The following is a 26,298-nucleotide window of genomic DNA, read 5'->3' as shown; positions in this document are numbered from 1 at the left end:
GGTCGTCGACCTCGGTAAGGTTTGCTGACGTGAATGCCCCCACCCCCGACGCCGAACGGCGTGCCCGACTGCTCCGCGGTGCGCACGAGACCCTGAGCACCCTGTCGGACGTTCTGACCCCGCTCGGGGCCAGATTCGCCGACGCCGGACACGAGCTGTACCTGGTGGGCGGCAGTGTGCGCGACGCGGTCCTGGGCCGGCTCGGCACCGATCTGGACTTCACCACCGACGCCCGTCCCGAGCAGGTGCAGGACATCCTGCGCGGCTGGGCCGACAACCAGTGGGACACCGGCATCGCGTTCGGCACGATCAGCGCGGCCAAGGGCGACGATCAGATCGAGATCACGACGTACCGCACCGACACCTACGACGGCGTCACCCGCAATCCCGAGGTGCAGTACGGCACGACGCTCGAGGAGGACCTGGTCCGCCGCGACTTCACGGTCAACGCGATGGCCGTGCGGATCGGCGCGGACGGCTCGTTCGAGTTCGTCGACCCGCTGGACGGGATGGGCGCGCTGCTCGACGGCGTGCTGGACACCCCCGCGGCGCCCGAGATCTCGTTCAACGACGATCCGCTGCGGATGCTGCGCGCCTGCCGGTTCGTCTCGCAACTCGGCTTCACCCTGGCGTCGCGGGTGCATCAGGCGATCGTCGACATGGCCGGGCAGATCGAGCGGATCACCGCCGAGCGGGTGCGCACGGAACTCGACAAGCTGATCCTCGGCGAGTACCCGATCGACGGCATCAACGTCATGTGCGAGACGGGGCTGGCGGCCCGGGTGATCCCGGAGATTCCCCAGCTGAAGCTCGAGATCGACGAGCACCACCAGCACAAGGACGTGTACTGGCACTCGCTGACGGTGCTCAGGCAGGCCATCGACCTCGAAGACGGCGACCCGGACCTGGTGCTGCGCTGGGCGGCGCTGCTGCACGACATCGGCAAGCCCGACACCAAGCGCAACGAGCCGGGCGGCGGCGTCAGCTTCCACCACCACGAGGTCGTCGGCGCCAAGCTGGTGCGGCGGCGGATGCGGGCGCTGAAGTACTCCAAGCAGATGGTCGACGAGGTGGGTCAGCTGGTGTTCCTGCACCTGCGGTTCCACGGGTACGGCAAGGGGCAGTGGACTGATTCGGCGGTTCGCCGCTACGTCACCGACGCCGGCGACCTGCTGCCGCGGCTGCACAAGCTGGTCCGCGCCGACTGCACCACCCGCAACAAGCGCCGCGCCGCGGCGCTGCAGGCCACGTACGACGACCTCGAGGTCAGGATCGCCCGGATCGCCGAGCAGGAGGACCTGGCGCGGGTGCGCCCGGACCTCGACGGCAACGCGATCATGGAACTGCTCGGCATTCCCGCGGGCCCGCAGGTGGGCAAGGCGTGGAAGTACCTCAAGGAGCTGCGCCTGGACCGCGGTCCCCTCGACCGCGACGAGGCGGAGGCGGAGTTGCTGAAGTGGTGGGCGGAGCAGCAGAAGGGCTGAGCCGCCGGGAGGACCGACCGGCCGGACGCATCGCAGATTCGGATCGGATCGATTGATGGTTCCGCATCTGCGGATCTACACTCCGTGGATGCCTGACATCCGGATCCGCGACGCCGCGCAGCTGCTCGGCGTCAGCGACGACACCGTCCGGCGGTGGGTCGACGCCGGCACACTCGCCGCGCACAAGGACGACGCCGGCCGCATGGTCGTCGACGGCAAGCAGCTCGCCGACTTCGCCCGCGCCAACGCGGCGCCGGCGCCGGAGAACCCGCTCGGGGTGGGCAGCTCGGCGCGCAACCGGTTCGTCGGCCTCGTCACCCGGGTGGTCGCCGACGGGGTGATGGCGCAGGTGGAGATGCAGTGCGGACCGTTCGCCGTGGTCTCGCTGATGAGCGCGGAGTCGGCGCGGGAGTTGAAGCTGGAGCCGGGCAGCGTGGCCGTCGCCGTGGTGAAGGCGACGACCGTGATCGTCGAGACGCCGGGGGCACCGTCGTGAGGCGACTGCGGGTCACCGTCGCGGCGCTCGTCGCGGTCCTGGCGACGGCCGTCGCCGGGTGCGGGTCGGGCGCGACCGACGCCGGCACCGAGCCCGACACGCGGCAGCCCGCCGAATCGATCACGGTGTTCGCGGCGGCGTCGCTGCGTTCGACGTTCACCGAACTGGGACGGCGCTTCGAGGCCTCGCACCCCGGGACCCGGGTGGTGTTCAACTTCGGCGGCTCCTCCGACCTGTTCACGCAGCTGGACCAGGGCGCGCCCGGCGACGTCTTCGCGTCTGCGGACACCGCGAACATGACCAAGGCGCGGGGCGCCGGCCTCACCGCGGCCGACCCGGTCAACTTCGCCACCAACGTGCTCACCATCGCCGTCCCGCCGGGCAACCCGGCGAACATCACGTCGTTCGCGGACCTGGCGCGGCCCGACGTGCACCTGGTCGTCTGCGCGCCGCAGGTGCCGTGCGGGACCGCGACGCGCCGGGTCGCGGACGCGGCGGGGGTGCGGCTGTCCCCGGTGAGCGAGGAGTCCTCGGTCACCGACGTCCTCGGGAAGGTCGTCACCGGTCAGGCCGACGCCGGGCTGGTCTACGTCACCGACGTCACCGCCGCGGACGGCAAGGTCACCGGGATCCCGTTCCCCGAGTCCGCGAAGGTGGTCAACACCTACCCGATCGCGGTCCTGAACAAGTCCGAGAATCGGGAAGTGGCAGGAGAATTCGTCGAGCTCGTGATCGGCCCGGAGGGTCGGCGGGTGATGTCCGACGCGGGATTCGGCACGCCGTGACCGGCCGGCCGCCGGAGCGGATCCCGGCCGGACTCCCGGCCTGGATCTACGTTTCCGCGGCCGCGGGCGGCCTCCTGGTGGTGCTGCCGCTCGTCGCGATGCTCGCCGGGGTGGACTGGGCCAACTTCGTCGAGCTGGTGACGTCCGAATCATCCTTGGCGGCACTCGAACTGAGCCTGAAGACGGCGTCGGTCAGCACGGTGCTGTGCGTCCTGCTGGGGGTGCCGATGGCGCTGGTGTCGGCGCGATGCCGGTTCCCGGGCCTGGCGGCGCTGCGCGCGCTGGTGCTGCTGCCGCTGGTGCTGCCCCCGGTGGTGGGCGGCCTGGCGCTGCTCTACACCTTCGGCCGGAAGGGGTTGGTCGGTCGGCACCTCGAGGTCGCGGGCATCCAGATCGCCTTCTCCACCACGGCGGTGGTGCTGGCTCAGACGTTCGTCGCGCTTCCGTTCCTCGTGATCAGCCTCGAGGGTGCCCTGCGCACCGCCGGTCGGCGCTACGAGGCCGTCGCGGCGACACTGGGGGCCCCGCCCACCACCGTGCTGTGCCGGGTCACGGTGCCGCTGGTGCTGCCCGGCCTGGTGTCCGGTGCGGTGCTCGCCTTCGCCCGTGCGCTAGGTGAATTCGGCGCCACCCTCACGTTCGCCGGCAGCCTGCAGGGGGTGACGCGCACCCTCCCGCTCGAGATCTACCTGCAACGCGAGACCGACCCGGAGGCCGCGGTGGCACTGTCGCTGGTGCTGGTCGTGGTGGCCGTCGCGATCGTCCTCGGCGCCCGGACCCGACGCGCGGCGGGTGCGCTGTGACCGGCCTCGAGGTGCGCGCGCGGGTCGCGTCGCGCGGACTCGACGTCGAACTCGCGGTCGCGTCGGGCGAGGTGCTCGCCGTGCTCGGGCCCAACGGCGCGGGCAAGTCCACGCTGCTCGACGTCGTCGCCGGTCTGCTGCGGCCCGACGACGGGCGCGTTGTGCTCGACGACCGCGTCCTCACCGACACTGCGAGAGATGTTGCGGTGCAACCACACCGCCGATCGGTGGGGCTTCTCGCCCAGGAGCCGCTGTTGTTCCCGCACCTGACGGTGCGGGAGAACGTCGCGTTCGCACCGCGCAGCGCCGGGCGGGGTCGGCGCGAGTCGTACGCGGCGGCGACGCGGTGGCTCGAGGAGGTCGACGCGGTCGCGCTCGCGGACCGGCGTCCGCGGCAGTTGTCCGGTGGCCAGGCGCAGCGCGTCGCGGTGGCGCGGGCGCTGGCCGCCGAACCCGGACTGTTGCTGCTCGACGAGCCGATGGCCGCCCTCGACGTCGGCGCGGCCCCGGCCGTGCGGGCGCTGCTGCGTCGGGTCCTGCGCGCCGGTGACCGCACCGCGATCCTCGTGACCCACGATGTGCTGGATGCGCTTTCGCTCGCCGACCGCGCGGTGGTGGTGGACGGCGGCCGGATCGTCGAGGCGGGGTCGGTGGATCGGGTGCTCACCCGTCCACGCAGCGTCTTCGCGGCGCGGATCGCCGGGATCAACCTGCTGTCGGGCAAGGTCGGCGCCGACGGACTGGACACCGTCGCCGGGGCCGTTCACGGCATCGCCGAGACCGGATGCGTCCCCGGTGAACCCGCCGTCGCGGTGTTCGCGCCCTCCGCGGTCGCGATCCACCGGATCCACCCGGAAGGAAGCCCCCGCAACCTGTTCCGCGTACGGATCGCGGAGATCGAGGGCCGGCAGGGGTCGGGCGGGCAGGGGCACGCCATCCGGGTCCGGGCCGAGGACCACCGGGACGGGTCGCCCGGGCTCATGGCCGACGTCACGGCCGGCGCGGTCGCCGAACTCGACCTCACCCCCGGTGACGACGTGTGGTTCGCGGTCAAGGCCACCGAGGTGGCGGTGTATCCCGGCGGTCCCGCCGCGGGCGCATAGGCGGGGTCGTCGACGGAACCGATCGGCGCCGCCGCGCGTCCACCCAGGTATGGGAGCACTCGAGTACTGGTTCGGCACCGGCCACGGCGACCCGAGCGTGTGGTCGTCGGCGGCGGATCTGGACCTCGACGGCGACGGTGTGTTCGACGCGGTGCGTCTGGATTTCGACGGTGACGGCCTGCTCGACGACGCGATGTGGGATGCGGACGGCGACGGGGTGGTCGACCGGGCGGTGCTGGACGCGGGAGGGTCGTCGGCCCGCTGGTTCGCCGATCCGGCGCGCGGCGGCGTCTGGGCGCAGGAGGTGCCGCGCGAGCGCTTCCCGTCCACCCCGCCCCCGGCCCCGGCGGGGTGGCGCAGCGCCGACCACGACGGTGACGGGGAGGTCGACGACGCCGTCGTCGACCTGGACGGCGACGGGTCACCGGACGTCGTGCTGGTCTCGACTCGCGACGGTGCCCGGTACGACACCGTGCTGGTGGCCGAGGAGGACCCGGACCGCCTGTCGGTGCGCCTGACCGACAGCGACGGCGACGGCCGCCTCGACACGGTGCACCGGGGTGAGGCGTGAGTGCTCAGGCGGCGGTGCGGCGGGAGTTGATCGCGACCCCGACGACGCCGAGGGCGTAGATCCCGGCGGCGGCGAGGACCAGGCCGAGCGACTGCCCGTCCGGTGCCACCACGGTGGCCGCCGCGGCGAGGGACGCGCAGAACGCGATGTTGAAGACGGTGTCCTGCAGCGCGAACACCTGGCCGCGGCGGTCGTCGTCGATGTCGATCTGCATCGCGGCGTCGCCGGTGAGCTTGACGGTCTGGCCGGCGAAGCCGAGCAGGAACGCGCCCACGAGCAGCAGCGGTTGCGACAGCGACGCGATGAGCGTGGCCTGCACGACGGTCGCGAAGACGAGCGCCAGGGTGACGGTGCGCGAGCGTCCGAGGCGGGGAATCAGCCACGGCGTCGCGAGCGCCGCCAGGAGCATGCCGGCGGCGGTGGCACCCACCGCGACGCCGAAGCCGGCGAGGCCGCCGGGCAGCGTGGACCCGGCCGCCGGGTGCCGCAGGATGAGCACCATCAGGAGCGTGTTGATGCCGAACGCGATGCGGTGGACGCCGATTCCGATCATCGTGGTGGTCACGCCGGGGGCCTTCCAGACGGCCGTCGCGCCGGTGCGCAGGCCCGACAGCACCGCGGTGACGGTCCCGAGCGATCCGGTCGCGCCGGTGTCCACCTCCGTCGGTCCGAGAGCATGGAGCGCGAAACCGCTCACCGCCCACGCCGCGATCACCGACCCCACCGCCCCGGCCGCCACCGCCACGCCGGAGCCCCGGTCGCCCTCCCCCACCAGACCGATGATCGTCACGGCGGTCGCGGCGCCGAGAGCCGAGAACACCGACCCGGCGGTGGCGAGCACGGAATTGGTTGGCACCAACCAACTCTGACGAACCACGTGGGGCAGGGACGCCGAGACGCCCGCGAGAACGAACCGGCTGACCCCGATCGCGGCGAGCGCCAGGATCAGCAGCGGCGTCTCCCCCGCCCCGGCGATCAGCAGGGCCGCGATGACGAGGATGAGGCTGCCGCGCAGCAGGTTTGCCCACAGCAGCACTGCGCGGCGGTCCCAGCGGTCGAGCAACGCGCCCGCGAACGGGCCGATCACCGAGTACGGCAGCAGCAGCACCGCGAAGCCGGCCGCGATCGCGAGCGGTTCGGTCTCGCGTTCCGGATTGAACAGGATCGCGCCGCCGAGCGCCGCCTGGAACAGCCCGTCGCCGAACTGGCTCGCGAACCGGACCGCCGTGAGGCGAGCGAGGCCGGGCGAGTGGCGCAGCGTCGTCGCGGCGGCCGCCCACGACCCCCGAACCGAACTCCATCTGCGCACATGGTGACCCTATCGGTCGGCCCGCGCCGTCAACTCGTTCCGCCACCACCGGACGGTCGCGGCGGCCGCCTCGTCGAGCGGGGTGGGTGCCAGGCCCAGCAACTGCTCGCTGCGGTGCGAGTCCATGACGAACGGGGCCTCGAACTGGTACAGCGTCTCGGCCAGTTCCCGCGTGGGGCGGTGCACCGCGCCGACGGTGCGCAGCAGCCACCCCGGCAGCGTGCCGACCTTCGGTGCGGACACCTGCGCCGCGTTCGCGAAGGTCTCCACCATCTGTCGTTGCGTCACCGCCGGCGCGGTGGGCGCGTGCAGCACGGTGTTCCACAGTCGGGTGTCGTGCGCGGCGGCGATCATCGCCGCCGCCAGGTCCGGCACGTACGTGAACGAATGGACGACGTCGGCGCGTCCCATCACGCGAATGGTCTTCCCGGCCAACGCCGACGGCACCATCCGCTCGCCCGCGTGTGCGCCGCGGACGTGCGGTCCGAAGAAGTCGGACGCGACGACGCTGACCGTGGGGACCGGGTGCGCGGCGCGGGCCGCGAGCAGTCGGGTGCGGACGCCGAGCTTTCCGGTGGTCGCGGTGCGCGGGCTGTCCTCGGTCATCGGGCCGTCGGGGCGGCCGTACGAGTACAGGCTCTCCGGGAACACCACGACGGCACCGATGCGCTGGGCGGCGTCCATCACCACCCGCTCGGCGGCGGGCAGTTCACGCTCCCAGGCCCGGGCGTCGTAGGCGGAGCCGTGGATGCAGTGGAAGACCGCGGTGGCGCCCTCGAGCGCCGGCGCGAGGGCCGCGGGATCGGAGACGTCCACCTTCCGGCGTTCGATCCGCGGATGGACCGGCCCGCTGCCCGAACGGGTCAGCACCCGCACGTCGTGGCCGGCGTCCGCCAACTGCTCGGCGACGGTCCAGCCGACGGGTCCCGCCCCGGTCACTACCTGCAGATTCGACATTGCGTGCTCGCTTTCTCTAGGAGATTCCAGAACCGAGAGCACTGCTCTCTTTTCTCACCATGCGCCCTCGTTGCGGCGATGTCAAGAGCAGTGCTCTCTTTTGTTGACAGTGCTCTCGTTTCTCGGGCAGGGTGGGGGCATGACCGTCACCCCGCGCGAACGCGCCCGCGAGCAGACGCTCGCCGAGATCACCCGCATCGGACGCGAACACCTCGCCACCCACGGCGCGGCCGCGCTGTCGCTGCGGGCCGTCGCGCGGGATCTCGGGGTGGTCTCGTCGGCGGTGTACCGGTACGTCGCGAGCCGCGACGAACTGCTCACGTTGCTGGTCGTCGACGGCTACACCGAGTTGGGCGCGGAGGTGAACGCCGCCGTGGACGCGCTGCCGGTCGACGACCACCGCGGCCGGTTGCACGCGCTCGCCCGCGCCGTGCGGGCGTGGGCCGTGCGCGAACCCGCCCGGTACGCGCTGCTCTTCGGCAGTCCGGTGCCCGGCTATCACGCGCCGGCCGAGCGCACGACCGGTCCCGGGACGCGGGTCGTCGTCGCGATGGTGGGCATCGTCGAGGCCGCGTACCGAGCCGGTGCGGTCGCGCTGCCCGAGGTGTCCGTCGATCCGGGGCTGGCCGCCGACCTGGACCGGATCCGGGGCGAGATGGGGCTGACCGTCCGCGACGATCTCCTCGCCCGCGGCGTGATGGCCTGGGCGGCGCTGTTCGGTGCGGTGAACTTCGAGGTGTTCGGGCAGTATGGCGCCGACACCTTCGCCGATCCGGCGGCGCTGTTCGAGCACCATCTCGTGGTCCTCGACCAGGTCGTGGGGCTGGCGTAGGCGGTCGCAAACGTGGTCGACGACACGTCGACCCCTATACCCCTCGGGGTATACAGTGTGGATTGAACGACCCCCTCGGGGGTCTGGAGAAAGCGAGCAGGGTGGCCCTACTGTCGAAGCTCTTCCGCAAGTCGTACGGCGTCGTCGACGTCCACGAGGCCCGGAACCTCGTCGAGGGGGGCGCGGTCCTGCTGGACGTGCGGTCCCTTCCCGAATGGGACTCGGGGCACGCGCCCGGCGCCACGCACCTGCCGCTGCACGAGGTGATCGAGCGCGGCCCCGACGCCGTCGGTGATCGGCCGGTCGTCGCGATCTGCCGGTCCGGCGGGCGGTCGGCCACCGCGGCCCGCGTGCTCGCGCGCGCCGGCGCCGAGGCGTACTCGGTGCGCGGGGGCATGGACGCCTGGCGGCGTGCGGGCCTGGAGATCACCGCCTGACATCCACACATCCACGAGGAGATCTGGAAATGGCACTGCCCAAGCATTCCGGTTGGTCCATCGAGCGCATCGTCCCGCTGCTCGGTGGTTCGGTGGTCGGTACGAGCCTGCTGCTCGGCCGCACGCACTCGCCCAAGTGGCGCGGCCTGACGGCGTTCGCGTCCGCGAACCTCGTCCTTTACGGAATCGTCGGCTGGTGCCCGATGAGCCTGCTGCTGCAGAACCTCGGCGTGCCCCGCGCCGCCGCGTGCCCGGTACCGGCCGGTCGCGGCGAGGTCGACGCGGCCTAGTCGCGACACGGCGGATCACGGTTCGCATCTCCCGTCGCGGCCGCGTCGATGAGATGATGGCCCCGTGGCGCACTCGGAGGACCCTGAGGACCGCACGGCCCCGGCCCAGCCCGTGGTACGGCCGGGAAGCCTGCTGGTGTCGTCGACCGAACTGTTCGAGCCGACGTTCCGTCGCACGGTCGTCTACATGATCGAGCACAACGACGCCGGCAGCCTGGGCGTCGTGATCAACCGCCGCAGCGACACCTCGGTGCAGGAGGTGCTGCCGCAGTGGGCGGACCTCGCGTCCGAGCCCGAGGCGATCTACGTCGGCGGCCCGGTCACCCGGGACGCCGCGCTGTGCCTGGCGACGCTGCGCACCGGCGCCGACACCACCGGTGTGGACGGCCTGCGCCGCATCGACGGCCGGGTCGTCATGGTGGACCTCGACGCCGACCCCGACGTGATCGCGCCGCTGATCGAGGGGCTGCGGATCTTCGCCGGCTACGCGGGCTGGACGTTCGGCCAACTCGACTCCGAAATCGAGCACGACGACTGGATCGTGTTGTCCGCATTGGCTTCCGACGTGGTCAGCCCGCCCCGCGCGGACGTCTGGGGTCAGGTGCTGCGCCGGCAGCCCATGCCGCTCGCGCTGCTCGCGACGCACCCGATCGACGTCGACCTGAACTGACCCGCGCTACTCGACGAGCGCGCGCCGCACTGCCCCGATGGCCAGGGCGCGTGCCACCACGGTCGCGCGGCAGTCCCGCAAGCTGTCGAGCATCAGGAAGTCGTGCACCATCCCGCCGACGCGGACGGCGGTGACGTCGACGCCCGCGGCGCGCAGTTTCGCCGCGTAGGCCTCGCCCTCGTCGCGCAGAACGTCGGCCTCGTCGGTGATCACCAGCGTGGTCGGCAGGGCCGCCAACCGGTCCCCGGACGCCTGAAGCGGCGACGCGTACACGTCGCCCCGCTGGGCCGGGTCGGGAAGGTACTGGTCCCAGAACCACTGCATGCCGGCGCGGGTGAGGTAGTACCCGTCGGCGAACTGCAGGTAGGACGCGGTGTCGAAGTCGGCGTTCGTCACCGGGTAGAGCAGTACCTGCGCGCGCAGGTCGATGTCGCCGCGCTCGGCGGCCATGAGGGCCAGGACCGTCGCCATGTTCCCGCCCACCGAGTCCCCGCACACCGCGACACGGGAGGTGTCCAGGCCGTACCCGCGGCCCTGCTTCGCGACCCACCGCGCCGCCGCGTAGTTCTGTTCGATCTGCACCGGGTACTTCGCCTCCGGGGCGCGGTCGTACACCGGGAAGACGACCGCGACACCCGCGCCGACGGCGAGTTCCCGCACCAGGCGGTCGTGGGTGTTCTCGTCGCCGAACACCCAGCCGGCGCCGTGGATGTAGATCAGGACGGGCAGGTCCCCGGACGCCTCGACGGGGCGCACGATCCGGGTCCGGACCGTCCCGTGCGGTCCGGCGTCGACGTCCGCCCACTGTTCCTCGACGAGCGGCTTCGGCACCCCGTCGCCGCTCTGCAGGTCGGCGAGGATCTTGCGACCCTGTTCGGGCGGAACCTCGTAGATCCGGGGATGGGGATTCGTCGCCTCGGCGAGTTCCCTTGCGGCAGTCTCCAGTACGGGCTCGGGCGGATCGGGCAGCGCGGACATTCACGGCTCCTTCGAGGCGGGATCCCGGGCCGGATACCCGCCTGCCCGGGGGCGCAAACCAGCTTCAGAGTCGGATGTGCCGGAGTCCCACCGCGGCTCGGCGCACCTGGTGGCGAACCCGGTTCAGCCGGGCGCCGGACAGGTGCAGGCCGGCGCGCGCGGCGATGTCCTCGACGACGTCGTCCACGGCGCGATCGTCGGTGGCGACGTGTTCCGCGAACCGCTCCGACCGCAGGGCCGCGACGCAGCGGTCGATCTGCTGCATCGCCCAGGTGTCCTCCCGCCCCACCGCGCGACCCAGCCAGTACCCGCTGCGCGTCCGTAGCCGTCGCCGGAGGGTGTCGGGCGAGGCGATCAGCGCGTAGTGCCGCACCTCCACGCCGGCGGCCGCCAGGCCGGACATGATCTCGTCGAAGTAGCCCGGATCGACGAGCGTCATCGGCACGATCACGGGCCCGTCGTGGGCCGCCACCGCGTCGGCCAGGGTCGCGACGACCGCCGACCGCCACTGGGGTCGGTCCTGGAAGTCGCCACGCGCCGACGCCGGGAGCATCCGGTGGATCCCGAACCCGATGAGTTCGGGATCGGCGACGTGCGCGCCGGGGAGGCGTCGGTGCAACTCGAACGCCGTCTGCGTCTTTCCCGCGCCGAACGCGCCGTTGATCCACACGAGCACGGCGCCGAGTCTAGGTCGGCTCCGGGAAGGGGCGGGGGCGGGCTCGGCAGAAGGCGGGTCAGTGCGCGAAGTGCCGGGCCTCGGAGTGGATGGCGACGCCCTCCTCGCGCAGGTGCGTGCACACGTTGACGATGTCGTCGAACAGCAGTCGGGCCAGGTCGGCGCTGAAGCCCTCCCGGACCACGATGCGCAGGACCGCGACGTCGGTCGCGTCGGCGGGCATCGTGTAGGCCGGTACCTGCCAGCCGTGGGCGCGCAGTTCGTGGGAGACGTCGAAAACCGTGAACCCCGGGTCGCCGGTGAGTTCGAACGCGATGACCGGTATGCCCGAACCATTGCTGATGACCCGGAAAGTACCTTCCTCGGAAATCTTGGCGCTCAACCACATCGCGGTACTCCGCAGCGTCTGCATGATGCTCCGGTAACCGGAGCGTCCGAGTCGGAGGAAGTTGTAGTACTGGCCCACGATCTGGTTGCCGGGACGCGAGAAGTTGAGGGTGAACGTGGGCATGTCGCCGCCGAGGTAGTTCACCCGGAACACCAGGTCCTCGGGAAGGCATTCGTGGTCGCGCCAGATCACGAATCCGATGCCCGGATAGGTGAGACCGTATTTGTGGCCGCTCACGTTGATCGAGACCACGCGTGGAATCCTGAAGTCCCACACCAGTTCCGGATGCAGGAACGGAACGACGAATCCACCGCTTGCGGCGTCCACGTGCAGCGGGACGTCGGGCCCACCGCGGGCCGCGATGGCGTCGAGCGCCTCCGCGATCTCCTTGACCGGTTCCAGTTCGCCGGTATAGGTGGTGCCGAAGATCGCGACGACGCCGATGGTGTTCTCGTCCACCGCGGCCGTGACCTGCTCCGTGGTGATCACGTACCGGCCCGGTTCCATCGGCAGGTACACCGGTTCGACGTCGAAGTATCGGCAGAATTTCTCCCAGACCACCTGAACGTTGCTGCCCATCACCAGTTTCGGCTTGGACGCGTCCACACCGGCCCGCTCGCGTGCCTGCCGCCAGCGCCACTTCAACGCCAGGCCGGCGAGCATGACGGCCTCGCTCGAGCCGATAGTCGAGACGCCGGCCGCCGACCCCGGATCGGTGGCGGACAATCCCGGTGCGTTGAACAACGCGGCCACCATGTTGACGCAGCGCTGTTCGATCGCCGACGTCGCCGGGTACTCGTCCTTGTCGATGAGGTTCTTGTCGAACGTCTCGGCCATCAGCAGGCTGGCCTCGGTGTCCATCCACGTCGTCACGAACGTCGCGAGGTTGAGTCGCGAACTGCCGTCGAGCATCAGCTCGTCGTGGATGAAGCGGTACGCCGCGCGCGGGTCCATCGCGTCTTCGGGCAGGCGCAGTGCGGGAACGGGATTCGTATCGAGTCGGCCCGTGTAAGCGGGCATGATGACGTCGCGGGACTCGTCGGGGTGGCTCTTGCTCACGTTCGCCTCCGAATGCACATCGGCAGTTTCATCGGACACACCTGAACGGTCCCTCCCATTGAACCGCAGGTGCCGCGACAGCGTGCGCGAACGAGCAGGTGGTCAGGAAGTGATCGGCTCCGGATCGGTCCGTTTCGCGAACCGCTGTGCCAGCGCGGCGCAGACGATCAGCTGGATCTGGTGGAAGATCATCAGCGGCAGCACGATCAGACCCACCGGCTGACCGGCGAACAGCACCGACGCCATCGGAAGGCCCGTCGCGAGGCTCTTCTTCGAGCCGCAGAAGATGATGACGATCCGGTCGGGCAGCGAGAATCCCAGCTTCTTGCCGGCGAAGGCGGTGATGCCGAGGACCGCGGCCAGGATGCCGCAGCACACCGCGACCACGGCGACGATCTCCAGCACCGTCACGGTGCTCCAGACGTGTTCGTTCATCGACTCGCTGAACGCCGAGAACACCACGAGCAGGATGGACCCGCGGTCGACGAGCTTGGTCGGCTCCGCGTACTTCCTCAGCCAGTCGATGACGAGCGGGCGGATGAGCTGGCCGATCATGAACGGCAGCAGCAACTGCAGGACGATGTCGAGCACCGACGAGAAGTCGACGGTCGCCTCGCCGGTGGTGTTCATCAACAGGATCACCAGCAGCGGCGTCACGAACACGCCCAGCAGGTTGGAGAACGACGCGCTCACGATCGCGCCCGCGACGTTGCCGCGCGCGATCGAGGTGAACGCGATCGACGACTGCACCGTCGACGGCACCAGGCACAGGTACAGGATGCCGGTGTACATCTCGTCGGTGATGACCGTCGGCACCAGGATCCGCAGCGCCAGGCCGATCAGCGGGAACAGCACGAACGTTGCGGCGAACACCACCGAGTGCAGGCGCCAGTGCTTGAGTCCCTGCAGCGCCTCGGCCGGCGACAGTCGCGCGCCGTAGAGCAGGAACAGGAAGCCGATCGCGATCTTGGTGGCCCAGTCGAGGACGGTCTGTCCGCTGCCGGATACCGGGAACAGGCTTCCGAGGATCGCCACCGCGACGATGGCCAGGATGAATCCGTCGATGTAGAACCTGCTCAGAAACTTCACCGGTCAACGGTATCCGTCCCGTATTTGATCATGAAAGCCGTTCAACTCGTTAACTGTGATCACATTTCGTGATAGGCAGGACACATGTTCGATCCGGTTCTCCTCAGGACCTTCCTCGCCGTCGAGCAGACGGGCGGTTTCACCGCCGCCGCCCGCCAGTTGGGGCTGCGACAGTCCACCGTCAGCGGGCACATCGCCCGGCTCGAGAAGGCCGCCGGCTGCGCGCTCGTCGCCCGCGACACGCACACCGTGGATCTCACCGCCGACGGCACCGCGATGGTCGGATTCGCCCGCTCGATCCTCGACGCGCACGACCGGGCCAGCCGGTACTTCGAGGGCTCGACCCTCGCCGGGCGGCTGCGGTTCGGGGCGGCGGAGGATCTGGTCGCCAAGGGGCTGCCCGAGATCCTGCGGGACTTCCGGCGCAGCCACCCCCTCGTCGACCTCCAGCTCACGGTGGGTCTGAGCCGCACCGTCCATGCGCAGCTGCGGGCCGGGGACCTCGACCTGGCGTTCGTGATGCGCCGGTCCGGCGAGACGCACGGCGAGCTGGTGTGGCGGGACCGGCTGGTGTGGGGCGGGACGACGGAGTCCCAGTGGGATCCGTCGACGCCGGTCCCGCTCGTGGTCTACCCCCCGCCGAGCATCACCCGCGCGTGCGCACTCGGCGCCCTCGAGACGACGCGCCTGCCGAGCCGGATCACCTGCCTGGCGAACAGCCGCGCGGGACTGCGCGCCGCCGTCCTGGCGGGTCTCGGGTTCATCGTGCACGCGAACTCGCTGCTGCCGACCGAGCTGCGGCCCGTCGGCGATCGCCTCGGCCTGCCGGACCCGGGCGACGTCGAGTTCGTGCTGATGGGTCGGTCGAGCACGCCCAGCGGCCCCGAGTCGGCGCTCATGGAGGCGATCCGGGCGTCCGCCCTGTGATGGTCAGGACCGGGCGAGGCGCCGGTCGGCGAGGGTGTTGAGGGCGCCCGCGACCTCCTCGGCCCGCGCGGTGGTGACGGTCAGCTGATGTCCGCATGCGAACGTGATCACGACGGCCGGCCCGGTGCGGGTGACGACGCCGTAGTTGCCCCGGCCCTTCGTCTTGAGCCCCCAGCCGCCGAAGTCCTGGAACGGGCGCAGGTGGGTGACCTTGGCGCCGAGCACCTCGTCGGTGCCGTACTCGAGCACCGACATGCCCATGTTCTGTACGCGGATGCTGTCGGCGTCGACGACGAGTCGGAACTGCAGCAGGACGACGGCGAGCAGCACCACCGGTAGATACAGGCCCAGCGGCCACCACACGCCGGTCAGCCAGCACACGAGGACCGCGGGCGCCGCGAGAGCGAGCGCCGTCCCCAGGAGCCCACCCGCGCCCATGCCGACCTGGTCGGCGATCGGCAGGTCCACCGTGCCGCGGGGCAGGTCCGCCGCCGGTGCCTGGCGGGCCACGGCGCGGACGCGGTAGTCGCGAAGCAGGGACGCCCCGACGAGACCCACGACCGCTCCGAGCGCGAAACCCAGCACGAGCGCGCCGACCGGCGCGGTGGCGTCGGTCGCGGCCGCGTCGACCTGGCCGACGATCATCGCGATCTCCCCGGTGACGATCACGCCGACGACGGTGAGTCCGATCAGCAGCATGACCCGGCGCATCATCAGCTGGGCCTGGGCGAGCGCCGCCATGGCGCTGCAGCCGCCGCCGATCAGCAGCACGATCGCGGCCATCGACCACGCGCTGGTGGTGGGGCTCGTGAAACTGCCGGCGGCGCCGCCCGACCACTGGGTTGCGATCTGCTCGGGCAGTCGGGGTTCGAGGACGTACGTCAGCACGACGCCCGCGGCCGAGGCCAGCACCGGTACGACGACGCCGAAGAAGACGCCCGCAGGATCGATGACGCGGGGGCTAGGTGTGGGTGTGGTCACACCCGGGATTCAACCAGTCAGGCCGGTTCGCATGCGCCCTTGAGGCTGCAGGCGCCGCAGGACGTGCCGCAGCCGCTGGTCTCGGGCAGCGCGGCCGCGGCCTTGGAGCCGAGGGTGCCGCCGGCGGCGGTGACGAAGAAGGCGGCGACCAGGGCGACGGCCACCGCGACGATCGGCAGGGCCCCGTCGAGCAGGACTGCCGCGAGACCGCCGATCGCCAGCACCGCGGCCGACGCCAGCATGGTGGGGGCGGCGACCTTGTTGGCCAGGGCGAACGTCTCGTCGTCGCGCAGCGATTGGGGGGTGCGCACACCGGCCCAGCGGTTGCGTTCGAGGCGACCGGTCAGTCCGGCGATGCCCACTGCGGCGAGTGCGACAGCGGCGAGGAACAGCACGACAGCGACGATGACCACGCATCCACGATAGAGCCTGGTCGTACGGGCGGGTGTTCCCGGGTGTAACTGGGTGTCGTCCGGGTCCGCCGACGCTTTACCCTGGTTGACGGAATTCCCGTCATCCAAGTAGATAGCGACCACAGTGACCGAGCCAGTTCAGCAAGCCTCATCCCCAGACGATTCGACGCCGCAGCACCGCTATACCGCGGAACTCGCCGGGCGTATCGAGAAGCGCTGGCAGGACCTGTGGAGCGAGCGCGGGACCTTCAATGCGCCCAACCCGGTGGGTCCGCTGGCGGGTGACGTGCCCGCCGACAAGCTGTTCGTCCAGGACATGTTCCCGTACCCGTCGGGCGCGGGCCTGCACGTCGGGCACCCGCTCGGCTACATCGCCACCGACGTCTTCGCGCGCTACCACCGCATGCAGGGCCACAACGTCCTGCACACCCTCGGCTACGACGCCTTCGGTCTGCCGGCCGAGCAGTACGCGGTGCAGACGGGCACGCATCCGCGCACCACGACCGAGGCGAACATCGCGAACATGCAGCGTCAGCTGCGTCGTCTGGGCCTGGGCCACGACGAGCGCCGCTCCGTCGCGACGACGGACGTCGACTTCTACCACTGGACGCAGTGGATCTTCCTGCAGATCTACAACGCCTGGTACGACACCGCGCAGGGCAAGGCGCGCCGCATCTCCGAGCTCGAGGCCGAGTTCGCGTCGGGTGAGCGCCCGCTCGACGACGGACGGGACTGGGCCTCGCTGGACGCGGTCGAGCGCAGCAAGGTGCTCGACTCGTACCGCCTCGTCTACCACTCGGATTCGATGGTCAACTGGTGCCCCGGCCTGGGCACGGTGCTGGCGAACGAGGAGGTCACCGCGGACGGCCGCAGCGAGCGCGGCAACTTCCCGGTGTTCCGGAAGCACCTGCAGCAGTGGATGATGCGCATCACTGCGTACTCGGACCGCCTGGTCGACGACCTCGAGTACCTGGACTGGCCGGACAAGGTCAAGTCCATGCAGCGCAACTGGATCGGCCGCTCGCACGGCGCCCAGGTGAAGTTCGCGGCCCGCGGCCACGACATCGAGGTGTTCACCACCCGTCCGGACACGCTGTTCGGTGCCACGTACGTGACGCTGGCGCCTGAGCACGAGCTGGTGGACCAGCTGGTGGCGGCCGAGTGGCCGGAGGGCGTCGACCCGCGCTGGACCGGTGGCGCGGCCACCCCGGCGGAGGCCGTCGCGGCCTACCGCGCGTCGATCGCCGCGAAGAGCGACCTCGAGCGCCAGGAGAACAAGGAGAAGACCGGCGTCTTCCTCGGCGTCTACGCCGTCAACCCGGTCAACGGCCACGAGCTGCCGGTGTTCATCGCCGACTACGTGCTCACCGGCTACGGCACCGGCGCGATCATGGCCGTCCCCGGCCACGACCAGCGCGACTGGGAGTTCGCGACCGCGTTCGGCCTGGACATCGTCGAGGTCATCAAGGGCGGCGACCTGTCCGAGGCGGCGTTCACCGGCGACGGACCGCTCGTGAACTCCGAGTACCTGGACGGCCTGGACGTCGCGGACGCCAAGAAGACCGTCATCGCGCGACTCGAGGCGGACGGCGTCGGCACCGGCACCATCCAGTACAAGCTGCGCGACTGGCTGTTCGCGCGCCAGCGCTACTGGGGCGAGCCGTTCCCGATCGTCTACGACGAGCAGGGCGTCGCGCACCCGCTGCCGGAATCGGCTCTGCCGGTAGAACTTCCGGAGGTCGAGGACTACGCGCCGGTGTCGTTCGATCCGGACGACGCCAGCTCCGAGCCCTCTCCCCCGCTGGCGAAGGCGTCCGACTGGGTCGACGTCGAGCTCGACCTCGGCGACGGCCTGAAGAGCTACCACCGCGACACCAACGTGATGCCGCAGTGGGCGGGCAGCTCGTGGTACCAGCTGCGCTACATCGACCCCACCAACAGCGAGCAGTTCGTCGCCCCCGAGAACGAGGCCTACTGGACCGGTCCGCGCCCGGACATCCACGGCCCCAACGATCCCGGTGGTGTCGACCTGTACGTCGGCGGCGTCGAGCACGCGGTGCTGCACCTGCTGTACTCGCGGTTCTGGCACAAGGTGCTGTTCGACCTGGGCTACGTCAGCTCCAGCGAGCCGTACCGCCGCCTGTACAACCAGGGCTACATCCAGGCGTACGCGTACACCGACGAGCGCGGGGTCTACGTGCCGGCGGCCGAGGTGACCGAGGAGGACGGCAAGTTCTTCTACCAGGGCGCCGAGGTCAAGCGCGAGTACGGAAAGATGGGCAAGAGCCTCAAGAATTCCGTTGCGCCGGACCAGATCTGCGACGAGTTCGGTGCCGACACCCTGCGCGTCTACGAGATGGCGATGGGTCCGCTGGACACCTCCCGTCCGTGGGCGACCAAGGACGTCATCGGTGCGCACCGCTTCCTGCAGCGTGCGTGGCGCGTCGTCGTCGACGAGGAGACCGGTGACCTGCGCGTCACCGACGCGGAGCCGTCCGAGGGCACGCTGCGTGCGCTCAACAAGACGATCGCCGGCGTCGCCGAGGACTACGCGGCGCTGCGCGACAACACCGCGGTGGCCAAGCTGATCGAGTACACCAACCACCTCACCAAGGAGTACCCGGCCGGTGCCCCGCGGTGGGCGGTCGAACCGCTCGCGCTGATGCTCGGCCCGGTCGCCCCGCACCTCGCGGAGGAGCTGTGGTCGCGTCTGGGGCACACCGAGTCGCTGGCGCACGGCCCGTTCCCGACCGCCGACGAGAAGTGGCTGGTCGAGGACACCGTCGAGTACCCGATCCAGGTCAACGGCAAGGTCCGCAGCCGCATCAACGTCGCCGCCGACGCGGCCCGCGAGGACATCGAGAAGGTCGCCCTCGCGGACGAGAAGATCGTGGCGCTGCTGGACGGCAAGGATCCCCGCAAGGTGATCGTCGTTCCCGGCAAGATGGTGAACGTCGTCCTCTAGTCGAGACGGCTGAAGGGTCCCTTCACGCGCTGCGAGCGGGTGAAGGGACCCTTCAGCTTTGTATGGGGTGGTTCAGCACTCGTCGGGTGCGGGCTGCCCTTGGAAGAGGGCGTCGACCCAGTCGAACGCCCCGGGGTTGCCTATCGCCTCGCCGAGCAGGTGTTCACCGGGCACCTGTCGGTAGACGGCGCTGACGCCGAGCCCGCACTGCTCGTCGTACAGGTTGCGGGCACCCAGCGCGGGGATCCACCAGTCCTGCCCGCCGTTGTAGATGTAGAGCGGGGTGCCGGACTTGATGCCCGCCATCTTCGTGATGTTGTAGATGTCGTGTGCGACAGGTGAATCCAGTGCGTCCTTGACGTTCGCGAGTGCCTCGACGGGGGCGTTCAGGAGGCCGAGCACCCCCACGTTGCCCACGCACATGTCCTTGATGGAGGAGATGGCCAGCCGCTGCCCCAGACTGTTGATCACGGGCAGGATCTGGGTGCGCTCCCGCGCGATCCCCAGCACCGCCGCGAGGAAGAGTCCACTGGCGAGGTTGCCGTTCATGGTGCGCCCGAGCATCTGGAAGTCGGCGGGCACGCCACCGAACGCGGCGCCGACGATGTCGGGGGCCAATTCCGGTGCGTACGAGTCGATCAGCTTGGCCGCGCCGTGTGTGGCGATCGCGCCGCCGGAGTAGCCCATCATCGCGAGCTTGCTACTGCCGAACTCCGCCCCGTACGCATTGCGGATGCCGCGGATGGTGTCGAGGATCGCGTGCCCGGCCATGTACGGCTCCCCGTACGCCATCTGCGGGCCCTCGTGGTCGGGGATGAGCACCGCGTAGCCGCGTTCCTCGGCCTTCGCCGTCACGGGCCGGAGGAACTCGATGAGGTTCGTCGACGGCGTGATGCCGTTCGCCATGGTGTGGGAGGGGGTGCAGGCCCGCCCGAGGCCGTTGATCGGCACGTTGTTCACCAGCACCGGGCGCGGGCCGGGACCGGTCCAGTCCACGGCGGGGATGACGAGGGTCGCGGTCGCGAACGACGGCGCCCCGGTCGCGTCGGTGGACCTCACCTTGATCTGCCGTACCTCGCGCACCGGCCCGAGCGGGAGCAGGCGGGCGACCGGCGTCACGTCGCGGGTCTCGATGACCTGGCCGGGCGTCATGCCGGGCAGTCCGGGCGGGTACTCGTCGAAGAACGGGTCGCCGATCGGGGAAGGCTGCATCTCCTGGTGCAACGTGTCGAGCGGCGGCGGCGTCAGATCCGGTGGCGACACCGACGAGTCGACCGAGCCGGGAATCCAGGAACCGAACGCCGACCTGGCCAACGACGCGGTCCCCAGCGATCCGGTGATCGGCGTGGTGCCGTTCGACGCGGTGCCGTCCGAGCCCGTCCCGTCGGTCAACGACCCGCCGCCGACCGATCCCTGTCCGGCGGCGCTGCCGGTCGATCCCAGTCCGCCGATGCTGGTGTTCGGCAGCGCACTGCCACTCGATTGGGCCGCGGCCGTGCCTGCGGCGCCACCTCCGACCACGACTGTCACCGCGAGTGCGGCGACGAACGCCCGACCCCAGATACCCCCGTGCTGGATTGACATGCGCGGGACGGTAGCAGCGCCTCTGCGACGCTCGCTCCTGTTCGGTGGATTGTCGGGAGTGTCCGGTGGGCGGGACCGAGCGGTGTGCCGGGCGTGTGAGGCGGGTTACGCTCCCCGCCGCAAGAGCACCGAGATTCGTTCCACGAGCAAAGGTTCAGCGATCATGGCATCCGCAGAAGACATCAAGAACACCGTCGCGTCCTACATGAAGGCGATCAGCGGCAAGAGCGCCGACGCGGTGGCCGCGTTGTTCGCCGAGGGTGCCACGGTCGAGGATCCGGTCGGCACCGAGCCCAAGCGCGGCGTCGAGGAGATCCGTTCGTTCTTCACCGCGATCGAGGCGATGGACCAGACGGCCGAACTGCTGACGATCCGCGTCGCCGGCAACAGCGCCGCGTTCCACTTCCGCGTCACCACCAAGGCCGGCGACCAGACCTACGTCGTCGAGCCGATCGACGTCATGACGTTCGACGACGACGCCAAGATCACCAGCACCCGCGCGTACTGGGCGCAGGAGGACATGACCGTCAGCTAGGGAGGTCCCCTGGTTCGTCGTGATCGAACCCCTGGTTCCCTCGTCCGAAGGGCCGAGTGGCCGCCCGCTCGCTGTCGCGGATGCTGAAGCGCCGCCGCCGAGATACCGGCGAGGGAACCGGGGGCGAGATGCTGTTCGCTTCCTGCCGAGCGCGCATCGCCGACACGCACGACAGCGAACCTGCAGTATCCGAGCGCCCGGCTCTCAGACGGACGTGATCTCGTGCTGGTGTGCAGCCCATTTCGTCGGACTCGTGCCGAACTGTCGACGGAACCAGCGCGAGAAGGCACTCAGATCCGAGAAGCCGAGTTCGCCGGCGATGTCGGTGAGGTTCCGGTCCCCACGCGTGATGTACCGTCGCGCGAGATCCACGCGCACGGAATCGACCACGGAGGAGTAGTTTTCGCCCGCCTGTGACAGGTGTCTGTGCAAGGTTCGCCGGTCCATCCCGAGACTGCGCGCGATCCGGGCCGCGGTGCAGCTTCCGCCCGGGAGGAGGGCCTCGATCATCTCGCGCACCCGTCCGACAGCGGAGGCATCCTCCGGCGGTGCGAGCAGATCCAGGTACTGCCTCGCGTAGGGCTGGAACATCGGATCCGACAACGGATTGACGGAGTCCAGATCGCTCGAGTAGAGCACGAAACCGTTGAAGTCCTGTTCGAACGCGATGCCCGTCCCGAACGCGCGGTGATGGGCATCGAGCGCGGCCGGCGCTTCGTGGACGAAGCATGTCGACAGTGGTCGCCAGCCGTCCGGTAGGAATGCGCTGAGGATCCGGCCCAACGATGCGATGACCAGTTCGATGGACTGGCGGCCGAGGGTCATTCCGAGTGCGGGTTCGACTCGCAGTGAGGCGAGCCCGTTCGACTCGACGAGCCGAATCTGAATCGCCTCGTTGTGTACCCGCATGTGACGCAGTATGAGCGCGATCGCGCTTCGGACGTCCGGTTCTTCCCGGGCCGCCAAACCCACTGCTCCGAGTATCGATACCCCTCTTCCGTCCGCCATCTTGACTGCGAAGTCCACGCAGGACGTTGCCAGCGCGGTCCGCTCCAACAGTTCGTCGACGCGCTCCGCGGGAAGCCACGTGTTCGGTACGGCCAAGGCAGTCGGGTCGATTCCCGCGGCACGCATGAACGGATCCGGGTCCGAGCCGAGAGACTGGGTCAACTCGACGTACCCGGTCAGGGCCGAACTCCGCACCTTCAGCACCGTCATCTATCGCTCCTGTCCCAAGCTGCCAAAGAATTCGTCCCAACGGAACAAGTGTTTCCGCCCCAATGCGTATAGCGTGACCTGTGTCACCGCAGTTGTCGAATCGGTCCACGCGGTCGCTTTCGCTGGGCAATCCCCGGCCAGAAACGCCCGGCAGCACCTGACGCACAGCCCTCGATTCACTGACCTCGCGCCGACACATATGTCGAGCAACCACAGCCTGGTTCGGGCCCGCAGCGGGCTTTCCGAACCGGCCATATCCGAGACGCGTCGCCCCAACGCGCCCTTCGAGAACAGGAGCACTCATGGAACCGGAGCCCCAGGAGTCCACGCCATCCCGAGCGGTTCCCGGCGCGGGTGCCCATTCGAAGATCTTTCCGTGGGCCGTCTTCGCATTGATCTTCGGACTGATGATGTCGGACTACATGTCCCGTCAGGTGCTCAGTTCGGTCTTCCCCGTCCTCAAAGCCGAGTGGGACCTGTCGGACTCGCAGCTCGCGGCCTTGACGAGCGTGGTCGCCCTGATGGTCGGGGTCTTGGCGCTACCGATGTCGCTGTTGGCCGACCGTTGGGGCCGCGTCCGCAGCGTCGTCCTCATGGCGGTCCTGTGGAGTTTCGCCACGGTCCTGTGCGCCGCGGCGAGCAACTACACACAGTTGTTGGGAGCGCGATTCCTGATCGGGTTCGGCGAGGCCGCCTACGCGAGCGTGGGCTTGGCCGTCATGCTCGGTGTCTTCGCACCGCGACTTCACGCCTCGCTCAGCGGCTCGTTCCTCGGTGCGGCGTTCTTCGGTTCGGTCGTCGGTGTCGCACTCGGCGGCGTCCTTGCCGATCGACTCGGCTGGCGGGCGGCGTTCTTGATCATGGCCGCCTTCGGGATGACACTCATCGTCCTGTTCCGGCTCGTCGTCAACGAGAACCGACTGGCTCGTTACGCCGCTGATCAGCCGACGGTCGGAGCAACCGGTTCCGACGGCGGGCGCGCCCCCATCTCGAGCCTGTTCACCAATGCGTCGCTGATGTGCGCCTACGTCGGTGCCGGACTGCAGTTCTTCGTCTCGGGTGTTCTCCTCGCGTGGCTCCCCAGCTACTTCAACCGCTATCACGGCATGGACGCCGCGAGCGCCGGGTTGGCCGCGTCCGTCTTCGTGCTCCTGATCGGCGCGGGCACGGTGCTCTGCGGTATCGCCGCCGATCGGGTCGGGCGCCGCCGGCCGGAGCGCAGATGGACTGCGGCGATCGCGTATGCCGCCGTCGCGATGGTCTGCCTCATGATCGGGTTCCACCTGGAGAACGGCCCGACCCAGTTGGTCCTCCTCGGTATCGGTGCGTTCTTCTGCTCCGGATTCTCCGGTGCCACAACAGCAGTCGTCGCCAGCCTCTCCCATCCGTCGATCCATGCGTCGTCCTTCGGTGTGGGTACCCTCGCGAACAATGTCTTCGGCCTGGCGTTGGGTCCGGTCGTCGTGGGCATGCTGTCCGACCGGCTGGGGCTGCTCGGTGCACTGCAGTGGGTCCCCCTCGCATCCGTTGCGTCGATCGCGCTCCTCGCACTCGGGATGAAGCTCTACCCGGCGGGTCTTCGCAAGCTCGCATCGGTGCCGCTGCGGAACTCCCAGCCTGCCCCCGCGGCATCGCCGGACGCGCTCGCTCCCAGTCCTTCGGCATAGATCCCGCGCCGGCGCCCGAGACGATTCGATACCCGTTGCGCGGGGCCGGCTTTCACCGATACACGAAGAGGAAACCAGGAAATGCAGCTACTCGACAAAGTCGCGGTCGTGACCGGTGCGGCCCAAGGTCTGGGGCGATCGATCGCCCTCGCCATGGCGCAGGAAGGCGCGGACCTCGTCCTGTGCGACCTGCAGGAGGACAAGCTCGCGGAGGTCTCCGCCGAGATCGAGGCACTGGGCCGCAAGTGTCTGGCCCTGCGCTGCGATGTCTCCTCCAGGGAGCAGGTCGTCGAGACGTTCGCCCGGGCCGCCGATCGGTTCGGCACCGTCCACATCCTGGTCAACAATGCCGCCCGGGTGCCGAACTCGCCGGCCGACGAGGTTCGCCGCAGCCGGCACTACGCCTACGTCACCACCCCCATGGAGCGCCAGTCCATGGGCATCACCAGCAGCCTGACCGACGAGGACTGGCTCAAGTGGTGGGACGTCAACGTCCACGGTGTCTTCTACTGCACCCGCGAGGCGCTGAAGTACATGGAGCCTCAGGGCTACGGGCGCATCATCAACATCGCGTCGATCGCCGGTACCTCCACCGCGAGCACCCACAGCCCCGGCTACTCGGCTGCCAAGGCTGCCGTCGTGAGCCTGACCAAGACTGTCGCGCTCGACGTCGCGGGCGCGGGCATCTACGTCAACGCCATCGCCTGCGGCGGCGTCCTCACCCCGCCCTTCCAGGCGTACCTCGACAACGCCACGGAGGAGCAGAAGCGCAACCTCTACCAGATCATTCCCGTCGGTCGCCTGGGAAAGCCCGAGGAGTACGCCTCTCTCGCTGTCTATCTCGCCGGCGACAACCACTACCTCGTCGGCCAGATCATCAGTCCCAACGGTGGCGCCGTCATCTGACCACCGCCTCCCCGCGGTTCCGTCGAACATTCCTTCTCGACAACACTTTCCAACCCTTGCGACAGGAGCGACCCGATGCATTTCCACGACGATGCCCTCTTCCCGGAGAACCAGGACAAGCTGGTCATCACGGCTGCGCCGTACGGTCCCGAGTGGGAGCCGGACGACTTCCGCGAGGACCTGCCGCTGACCATGGAGGAACACGTCCAGCAGGCCGTGGACTGCTACGAGGCCGGTGCGTCGGTGCTGCACATCCACGTGCGTGAGCTCGACGGCAAGGGCTCCAAGCGCCTGTCGAAGTTCAACGAGCTGCTCGCGGGTCTGCGCGAGGCCGTGCCGGACATGGTCCTCCAGGTCGGCGGCTCCATCTCGTTCGCGCCGGAAGGTGAAGGTGCGGAGGCGAAGTGGCTCTCGGATGACACCCGGCACATGCTCGCCGAGCTCGATCCGAAGCCGGACCAGGTGACCATCGCGATCAACACCAGCCAGATGAACATCGCGGAGCTGTTGACCGCGGACGACGTCGCGGGCACGTCCCTGGCGCGTCCGGAACTGCAGGAGACGTACCGGGAGATGACGATCCCGGCGGGCCCGGGATGGGTCGAGGAGCACCTGCGTCGCCTGCAGGCCGCCGGCATCCAGCCCCTGTTCGCGCTGACCGGCATCACGGGCCTCGAGAGCGTCGAGCGGCTCATCCGCCGTGGCGTCTACACCGGCCCGCTGAATGTGACCTGGACCGGCATCGGCGGCGGCATGGAGGGGCCGAACCCGTACAACATCATGAACTTCGTCCAGCGCGTCCCGGACGGCGCGGCCCTGACCCTCGAATCCCTCATGCGCAGCGTGCTGCCCGTCAACACGATGGCGATCGCGATGGGCCTGCACACCCGCTGCGGCAACGAGGACACCATCTGGGGCCGCAAGGGCGAGAGGATGACCTCGGTCCAGCAGATCCAGCAGTTGGTCCGCATCGCCGGTGAACTCGGCCGCGAAGTCGCCACCGGCAAGGACGCCCGCGACATCTACAAGATCGGCACCACGTACGCCGACGCCGACGAGACCCTCGCCAAGCTCGGCTACGCCCCGAACCGTCGTCCCGGTCAGGTCGGGTTCACCCACCACGCCTAGGAATCCGGGCCGTTTGTGCAGTGGGGTGCGGAACCGGGTTCCGCACC

Annotated in this window: 26 protein-coding genes; 16 read left to right on the top strand and 10 right to left on the bottom strand. The window is 69.7% G+C overall.

Translation table 11 applies throughout. The annotated features are described in order from the left end of the window. The first annotated feature begins 29 nt into the window (after positions 1 to 29). The 6 genes from EGT67_RS19910 to EGT67_RS19885 all read left to right on the top strand — a co-directional run bounded on the left by EGT67_RS19910 (position 30) and on the right by EGT67_RS19885 (position 5,242). Positions 30 to 1,484 (top strand): CCA tRNA nucleotidyltransferase, encoded by a 1,455-nt coding sequence (locus EGT67_RS19910; RefSeq protein WP_127917826.1) that lies wholly within the window; start codon positions 30 to 32, stop codon positions 1,482 to 1,484. Between the two features lie 88 nt (positions 1,485 to 1,572). Beyond that, positions 1,573 to 1,980, top strand: a complete 408-nt coding sequence (locus EGT67_RS19905) for a TOBE domain-containing protein (protein ID WP_127917825.1) — start codon at positions 1,573 to 1,575, stop codon at positions 1,978 to 1,980. After that, positions 1,977 to 2,765, top strand: a complete 789-nt coding sequence (gene modA, locus EGT67_RS19900) for a molybdate ABC transporter substrate-binding protein (protein WP_127917824.1) — start codon at positions 1,977 to 1,979, stop codon at positions 2,763 to 2,765. The genes EGT67_RS19905 and modA overlap by 4 nt, the downstream gene beginning before the upstream one ends. Beyond that, complete coding sequence (locus tag EGT67_RS19895; protein WP_127917823.1) at positions 2,762 to 3,568, top strand: ABC transporter permease; 807 nt, start codon at positions 2,762 to 2,764, stop codon at positions 3,566 to 3,568. Before modA ends, EGT67_RS19895 begins: the two co-directional genes overlap by 4 nt. Next, positions 3,565 to 4,671: a sulfate/molybdate ABC transporter ATP-binding protein gene (locus EGT67_RS19890; protein ID WP_127917822.1), complete on the top strand. Its 1,107-nt coding sequence runs from the start codon at positions 3,565 to 3,567 to the stop codon at positions 4,669 to 4,671. The genes EGT67_RS19895 and EGT67_RS19890 overlap by 4 nt, the downstream gene beginning before the upstream one ends. A gap of 49 nt (positions 4,672 to 4,720) precedes the next feature. Beyond that, complete coding sequence (locus EGT67_RS19885; RefSeq protein WP_127917821.1) at positions 4,721 to 5,242, top strand: hypothetical protein; 522 nt, start codon at positions 4,721 to 4,723, stop codon at positions 5,240 to 5,242. A gap of 4 nt (positions 5,243 to 5,246) precedes the next feature. Here EGT67_RS19885 and EGT67_RS19880 read toward each other — a convergent pair whose 3' ends face one another. Together EGT67_RS19880 and EGT67_RS19875 are read right to left on the bottom strand one after the other, a co-directional pair. Next, positions 5,247 to 6,551, bottom strand: coding sequence for an MFS transporter (locus EGT67_RS19880; protein ID WP_127917820.1), 1,305 nt, complete (start codon positions 6,549 to 6,551; stop codon positions 5,247 to 5,249). A gap of 9 nt (positions 6,552 to 6,560) precedes the next feature. Further along, positions 6,561 to 7,508: an NAD-dependent epimerase/dehydratase family protein gene (locus tag EGT67_RS19875; RefSeq protein WP_127917819.1), complete on the bottom strand. Its 948-nt coding sequence runs from the start codon at positions 7,506 to 7,508 to the stop codon at positions 6,561 to 6,563. Positions 7,509 to 7,647: 139 nt separating this feature from the next. Between EGT67_RS19875 and EGT67_RS19870 the strand changes: the two genes are divergently transcribed. From EGT67_RS19870 to EGT67_RS19855, 4 genes are all read left to right on the top strand, one after another. Then, positions 7,648 to 8,340 carry a TetR/AcrR family transcriptional regulator gene (locus EGT67_RS19870; RefSeq protein WP_127917818.1) on the top strand — a complete coding sequence of 231 codons (693 nt, stop codon included), beginning with the start codon at positions 7,648 to 7,650 and terminating at the stop codon, positions 8,338 to 8,340. A 101-nt stretch (positions 8,341 to 8,441) separates the two neighbouring features. Continuing rightward, positions 8,442 to 8,777 (top strand): rhodanese-like domain-containing protein, encoded by a 336-nt coding sequence (locus tag EGT67_RS19865; RefSeq protein WP_127917817.1) that lies wholly within the window; start codon positions 8,442 to 8,444, stop codon positions 8,775 to 8,777. A 29-nt stretch (positions 8,778 to 8,806) separates the two neighbouring features. After that, on the top strand, positions 8,807 to 9,067 hold the full coding sequence (locus EGT67_RS19860; RefSeq protein WP_127917816.1) for a YgaP family membrane protein: 261 nt from the start codon (positions 8,807 to 8,809) through the stop codon (positions 9,065 to 9,067). A gap of 64 nt (positions 9,068 to 9,131) precedes the next feature. Next, positions 9,132 to 9,737 (top strand): YqgE/AlgH family protein, encoded by a 606-nt coding sequence (locus EGT67_RS19855; protein WP_127917815.1) that lies wholly within the window; start codon positions 9,132 to 9,134, stop codon positions 9,735 to 9,737. A 6-nt stretch (positions 9,738 to 9,743) separates the two neighbouring features. Here EGT67_RS19855 and EGT67_RS19850 read toward each other — a convergent pair whose 3' ends face one another. The 4 genes from EGT67_RS19850 to EGT67_RS19835 form a co-directional block, all read right to left on the bottom strand. Then, positions 9,744 to 10,715: an alpha/beta hydrolase gene (locus EGT67_RS19850; protein ID WP_127917814.1), complete on the bottom strand. Its 972-nt coding sequence runs from the start codon at positions 10,713 to 10,715 to the stop codon at positions 9,744 to 9,746. Between the two features lie 64 nt (positions 10,716 to 10,779). Then, positions 10,780 to 11,391 carry an AAA family ATPase gene (locus EGT67_RS19845; RefSeq protein WP_127917813.1) on the bottom strand — a complete coding sequence of 204 codons (612 nt, stop codon included), beginning with the start codon at positions 11,389 to 11,391 and terminating at the stop codon, positions 10,780 to 10,782. 58 nt (positions 11,392 to 11,449) lie between these two features. Then, entirely contained in the window at positions 11,450 to 12,838 is a 1,389-nt protein-coding gene (gad, locus tag EGT67_RS19840) for a glutamate decarboxylase (protein ID WP_421958149.1), read from the bottom strand. Between the two features lie 102 nt (positions 12,839 to 12,940). Beyond that, entirely contained in the window at positions 12,941 to 13,927 is a 987-nt protein-coding gene (locus EGT67_RS19835; protein ID WP_127917812.1) for a bile acid:sodium symporter family protein, read from the bottom strand. Positions 13,928 to 14,011: 84 nt separating this feature from the next. Between EGT67_RS19835 and EGT67_RS19830 the strand changes: the two genes are divergently transcribed. Continuing rightward, complete coding sequence (locus tag EGT67_RS19830; RefSeq protein WP_127917811.1) at positions 14,012 to 14,854, top strand: LysR family transcriptional regulator; 843 nt, start codon at positions 14,012 to 14,014, stop codon at positions 14,852 to 14,854. A gap of 3 nt (positions 14,855 to 14,857) precedes the next feature. On the opposite strand, the gene EGT67_RS19825 is transcribed toward EGT67_RS19830, so the two are convergent. Both EGT67_RS19825 and EGT67_RS19820 read right to left on the bottom strand, forming a co-directional pair. Beyond that, a complete protein-coding gene (locus tag EGT67_RS19825) occupies positions 14,858 to 15,835 on the bottom strand; it encodes a DUF1648 domain-containing protein (RefSeq protein WP_127917810.1) in 978 nt (325 codons plus the stop codon). Positions 15,836 to 15,852: 17 nt separating this feature from the next. Further along, positions 15,853 to 16,248 carry an SdpI family protein gene (locus EGT67_RS19820; RefSeq protein WP_127917809.1) on the bottom strand — a complete coding sequence of 132 codons (396 nt, stop codon included), beginning with the start codon at positions 16,246 to 16,248 and terminating at the stop codon, positions 15,853 to 15,855. A gap of 124 nt (positions 16,249 to 16,372) precedes the next feature. Between EGT67_RS19820 and leuS the strand changes: the two genes are divergently transcribed. Beyond that, the gene (leuS, locus tag EGT67_RS19815; RefSeq protein ID WP_127917808.1) at positions 16,373 to 19,213 is read left to right on the top strand and encodes a leucine--tRNA ligase; all 2,841 of its coding nucleotides are present in this window, start codon (positions 16,373 to 16,375) and stop codon (positions 19,211 to 19,213) included. Between the two features lie 72 nt (positions 19,214 to 19,285). Here leuS and EGT67_RS19810 read toward each other — a convergent pair whose 3' ends face one another. Next, entirely contained in the window at positions 19,286 to 20,797 is a 1,512-nt protein-coding gene (locus EGT67_RS19810; RefSeq protein ID WP_127917807.1) for a lipase family protein, read from the bottom strand. Positions 20,798 to 20,960: 163 nt separating this feature from the next. Between EGT67_RS19810 and EGT67_RS19805 the strand changes: the two genes are divergently transcribed. Then, complete coding sequence (locus tag EGT67_RS19805; protein WP_127917806.1) at positions 20,961 to 21,332, top strand: nuclear transport factor 2 family protein; 372 nt, start codon at positions 20,961 to 20,963, stop codon at positions 21,330 to 21,332. A gap of 204 nt (positions 21,333 to 21,536) precedes the next feature. Here the strand turns inward: EGT67_RS19805 and EGT67_RS19800 are convergent, their stop codons facing one another. Beyond that, positions 21,537 to 22,550 (bottom strand): AraC family transcriptional regulator, encoded by a 1,014-nt coding sequence (locus EGT67_RS19800; protein WP_127917805.1) that lies wholly within the window; start codon positions 22,548 to 22,550, stop codon positions 21,537 to 21,539. A 302-nt stretch (positions 22,551 to 22,852) separates the two neighbouring features. On the opposite strand from EGT67_RS19800, the gene EGT67_RS19795 reads away from it, so the two are divergent. The 3 genes from EGT67_RS19795 (at position 22,853) to EGT67_RS19785 (ending at position 26,251) form a co-directional block, all read left to right on the top strand. Continuing rightward, entirely contained in the window at positions 22,853 to 24,217 is a 1,365-nt protein-coding gene (locus tag EGT67_RS19795; RefSeq protein ID WP_127917804.1) for an MFS transporter, read from the top strand. 81 nt (positions 24,218 to 24,298) lie between these two features. Then, a complete protein-coding gene (locus tag EGT67_RS19790) occupies positions 24,299 to 25,123 on the top strand; it encodes an SDR family NAD(P)-dependent oxidoreductase (protein ID WP_127917803.1) in 825 nt (274 codons plus the stop codon). Positions 25,124 to 25,198: 75 nt separating this feature from the next. Further along, positions 25,199 to 26,251 carry a beta-keto acid cleavage family enzyme gene (locus EGT67_RS19785; RefSeq protein ID WP_127917802.1) on the top strand — a complete coding sequence of 351 codons (1,053 nt, stop codon included), beginning with the start codon at positions 25,199 to 25,201 and terminating at the stop codon, positions 26,249 to 26,251. Positions 26,252 to 26,298 lie beyond the last annotated feature (47 nt).

Origin of the sequence: Prescottella agglutinans, from assembly GCF_004011865.1 — a bacterium.
GTDB lineage: Bacteria > Actinomycetota > Actinomycetes > Mycobacteriales > Mycobacteriaceae > Prescottella > Prescottella agglutinans.
Note: the sequence above shows the minus strand (reverse complement) of the source record. Positions and strands in the feature narration are given on the sequence as shown.

Coding starts and splice junctions, on each gene's coding strand:
- EGT67_RS19905 (WP_127917825.1), top strand. CDS start 1,573: ATGCCTGACATCCGGATCCGCGACGCCGCGCAGCTGCTCGGCGTCAGC.
- EGT67_RS19885 (WP_127917821.1), top strand. CDS start 4,721: ATGGGAGCACTCGAGTACTGGTTCGGCACCGGCCACGGCGACCCGAGC.
- EGT67_RS19875 (WP_127917819.1), bottom strand. CDS start 7,508: ATGTCGAATCTGCAGGTAGTGACCGGGGCGGGACCCGTCGGCTGGACC.
- EGT67_RS19870 (WP_127917818.1), top strand. CDS start 7,648: ATGACCGTCACCCCGCGCGAACGCGCCCGCGAGCAGACGCTCGCCGAG.
- EGT67_RS19860 (WP_127917816.1), top strand. CDS start 8,807: ATGGCACTGCCCAAGCATTCCGGTTGGTCCATCGAGCGCATCGTCCCG.
- EGT67_RS19850 (WP_127917814.1), bottom strand. CDS start 10,715: ATGTCCGCGCTGCCCGATCCGCCCGAGCCCGTACTGGAGACTGCCGCA.
- EGT67_RS19830 (WP_127917811.1), top strand. CDS start 14,012: ATGTTCGATCCGGTTCTCCTCAGGACCTTCCTCGCCGTCGAGCAGACG.
- EGT67_RS19810 (WP_127917807.1), bottom strand. CDS start 20,797: ATGTCAATCCAGCACGGGGGTATCTGGGGTCGGGCGTTCGTCGCCGCA.
- EGT67_RS19805 (WP_127917806.1), top strand. CDS start 20,961: ATGGCATCCGCAGAAGACATCAAGAACACCGTCGCGTCCTACATGAAG.
- EGT67_RS19800 (WP_127917805.1), bottom strand. CDS start 22,550: ATGACGGTGCTGAAGGTGCGGAGTTCGGCCCTGACCGGGTACGTCGAG.
- EGT67_RS19795 (WP_127917804.1), top strand. CDS start 22,853: ATGGAACCGGAGCCCCAGGAGTCCACGCCATCCCGAGCGGTTCCCGGC.
- EGT67_RS19790 (WP_127917803.1), top strand. CDS start 24,299: ATGCAGCTACTCGACAAAGTCGCGGTCGTGACCGGTGCGGCCCAAGGT.
- EGT67_RS19785 (WP_127917802.1), top strand. CDS start 25,199: ATGCATTTCCACGACGATGCCCTCTTCCCGGAGAACCAGGACAAGCTG.